This window comes from Archangium sp., from assembly GCF_036389735.1.
In the GTDB taxonomy this organism is placed as follows: domain Bacteria; phylum Myxococcota; class Myxococcia; order Myxococcales; family Myxococcaceae; genus Archangium.
Map to the genome: position 1 here is coordinate 1 of NZ_DASVWK010000598.1, position 2,863 is coordinate 2,863.

Sequence of the window (2,863 nt, forward strand, 5' to 3'; positions counted from 1 at the left end):
TCGAGGCGTTCGCGTGCTCGCGGTCGCCCATCGACACCCCGATGAGAATGGCGCGCCCCTCGGTGGCGACTTCCCGGCCAGCGACGGAGCGGCTGAAACCGGCCTCGATCTCCTCGGCCCGGGCCACGGGGTCGAAGTGGAGACCATGGACGTCATCGGCCACCTCGGTCTTCCATAACTTCGCGCGCTCGCCAGTCGCCTCGGGGTCGAGATAACCAAGGTGGACCTTGCCGGGCAGGCCATCGGGCTGTGCCACGATCGCGCAGACGAGGTCGAGCCGGAGCATGACGAGATCGGTGAGGTCGTCGGGCGTGAGCGGCTCGTCCTTCAAGTGGGTGTGGACGAGCCGCAGACCGCGCAGACGGGTGTCACCCGCACGGACGCGACCCAGATCGGGGAGTTCCATCTTGGCCGCGTCACCGACGACGACGTGCTCGATGTCACCGTGTCGGTTGATGAGCACGCCGATCTGACGGCCCGTTTCGAGGGAGATCTCGGAAAGATGGCGAGCAAGCTCGGGGCTTATGACCTCCTCGGGCCTCACCCTGCGGCGGTAGGTCGCTTCCAGGCGCTTCACCTGACTTGGCTTGAGCCCCAGGGTGTTTCCGCTGATGGAAAGAATTGTCGCTCTCCTTGAGGGTGGAGCGTGCCGCTCCGTTCAAGGTTCACGCTAAGCACTCCGGACTCCCGGTTGATGCCGTCATGACGGAACCGGTGCTGATAGCGAGCATGCGAGCGGGCACCTGATTCCCGCCTTGAAGGGCAGGGGTCCCTCACTACTGCCTCCGGGTCCAGTGGGGATGGAGGGGAATGACCCCCATCTTCCTGCGCAACGTCGAATCCTGCCGGAGGAAGATCACATGCAGAACGGACTTCCCGACCTTGTCTGCCTGTCGCACCTGCGCTGGAACTTCGTCTTCCAGCGCCCACAGCACCTGATGTCCCGCTTCGCGCGTGAGCGCCGCGTCTTCTTCGTGGAGGAGCCTGCCTGGGGTCCCGGCCCCACCTCGCTGAAAGTCGTCCGCTCGCCGGAGGGCGTCTGGGTCGCCACCCCCCACATCCACGTGGAGGGGGCCACACAGGTGACGCCCGATCCACCGCCGGGCACCCGGGTGGAGCCGGAAACCCTGATGGCCGTGCAGCGTGAGCTGCTCGCCGCGCTGCTCGCGGACCACGGCGTGGATGACTTCGTGCTCTGGTACTACACGCCGATGGCCATGGCGTTCTCGGAGCACCTGACGCCACGGGCGGTGGTCTACGACTGCATGGACGAGCTGTCCGCCTTCAGTGGTGCGCCGCCCGTGCTGTTGCAGCGGGAGGGGGAACTGCTGCGCCGCGCGGACGTCATGTTCACCGGCGGCCACCACCTCTACGAGGCCAAGCGGGAGCGCCACCCCAACGTCCATCCCTTCCCGAGCAGCGTGGACGTGCCGCACTTCGCGCAGGCCCGCCAGGGGCTCGCGGATCCGTCTGACCAGGCCTCCATCCCCCATCCGCGGATCGGCTACTGCGGAGTCATCGACGAGCGGATGGATCTGGCGCTGCTGGAGGCGGTCGCCCGGGCGCGTCCGGACTGGCAGCTGGTGATGGTGGGGCCGGTGGTGAAGATCTCCCCCGACAGCCTGCCGCGCCTGCCCAACATCCACTACCTGGGCGGCAAGAAATACCAGGAGCTGCCGGCCTACATGGCGGGCTGGGACGTGGCCATGCTGCCCTTCGCGCGCACCCAGGCCACGCGCTTCTTGAGCCCCACCAAGACCCCTGAGTACCTCTCGGCGGGCAGGCCCGTGGTGTCCACCTCCATCCGGGACGTGGTGCGCCCCTACGGTGAGCTGGACCTGGTGCGCATCGCGGACACGCCGGAGGACTTCATCCGGGCAGTGGAGGCGAACCTGTCCCAGTCGCGCGCGGAGTGGCTGCCGCGCGTGGACGAGTTCCTCTCGCGCCTGTCCTGGGACCACACCTGGAGCGGGATGAAGGGCCACATCGACCAGGCGGTGGCGGCACGCCCCCGGTGGAACCTGGAGTCCACGTCGGTCTCTCAGCCGGACATGTGAGGCCTCGAAGCGGAATCCAACGAGACCGCTTGTGATGGCACAGCGCCGTGGTCATCGTCGTCCCAACGACAATGGCCACGGCGCTGTCCGTTTGAGAGGGGTGGATCGGAGGCGGGCGTCGCGGAGGTGCTCGTCACCGGGGCGGGGCCTGGGTGCTCACCGACATCATCGAGAAGGATCGGCTTGGAGCACGAGGAGGTGCCGGCCTGGTGCGTGCCCGCTGGTCCCTCATGCCCGAGGAGCTCGAGCACTACAGCGCCCTCGGGCGGGACGCGGCCGCGGCGCGGAGGAGCTCAAGCTCGCGACCGACGTCGCCCGCGTGGAGGCCGTGCTCGTCCAGGCCTACGCGGCGGCGGGACACTCGTGCGCCAAGCCCCCGGACATGGTTTCTGTCTACGTTGGGCGGGTGAAGTGTCCACAAGGCTCTTCGACATCATCACAGGACGAAGAGCACAGGGCGGCTTCCGGGCGCGAACTCGAGCAAGTGGTCCGATGGTCGGACCAGTCGGAACAGCTCGCGGCCGGAAGGATCAGCGCGCACATGCTCCCCCTCGCTCATCGCCAGCGGTCCCGTGGCGAGGGGGGACAACATCCATGTCCGGGGCTTAGTGCTGGTGGCGCTGCATCCAGCGCCAGGCGGACTCGACGATGGTGTCCAGCTTCTGCTGCGCGGGACGCCAGCCGAGCTCGCGCATGATGCGCGCGGAGCTGGCGATGAGCACCGCCGGGTCACCGGGCCGCCGCGGGCCCTGGCGCACGGGAATCTCGCGGCCGGTGACGCGGCGGGCGGAGTCGATGACCTGCTT

General features: G+C 68.2%; 1 protein-coding gene and 2 pseudogenes. 1 reads left to right on the forward strand and 2 read right to left on the reverse strand.

All coding sequences use genetic code 11. The features are described 5' to 3' along the window. Nucleotides 1-577 (reverse strand): annotated as a pseudogene (locus VF794_RS20860) (GTPase HflX); the annotation flags it as partial. A gap of 283 nt (nt 578-860) precedes the next feature. Between VF794_RS20860 and VF794_RS20865 the strand changes: the two are divergent. Next, entirely contained in the window at nt 861-2,057 is a 1,197-nt protein-coding gene (locus VF794_RS20865; RefSeq protein ID WP_331113076.1) for a glycosyltransferase family 1 protein, read from the forward strand. 605 nt (nt 2,058-2,662) lie between these two features. Here VF794_RS20865 and VF794_RS20870 read toward each other — a convergent pair. After that, nucleotides 2,663-2,863, reverse strand: a pseudogene (locus VF794_RS20870) (UDP-glucose 4-epimerase GalE); the annotation flags it as partial.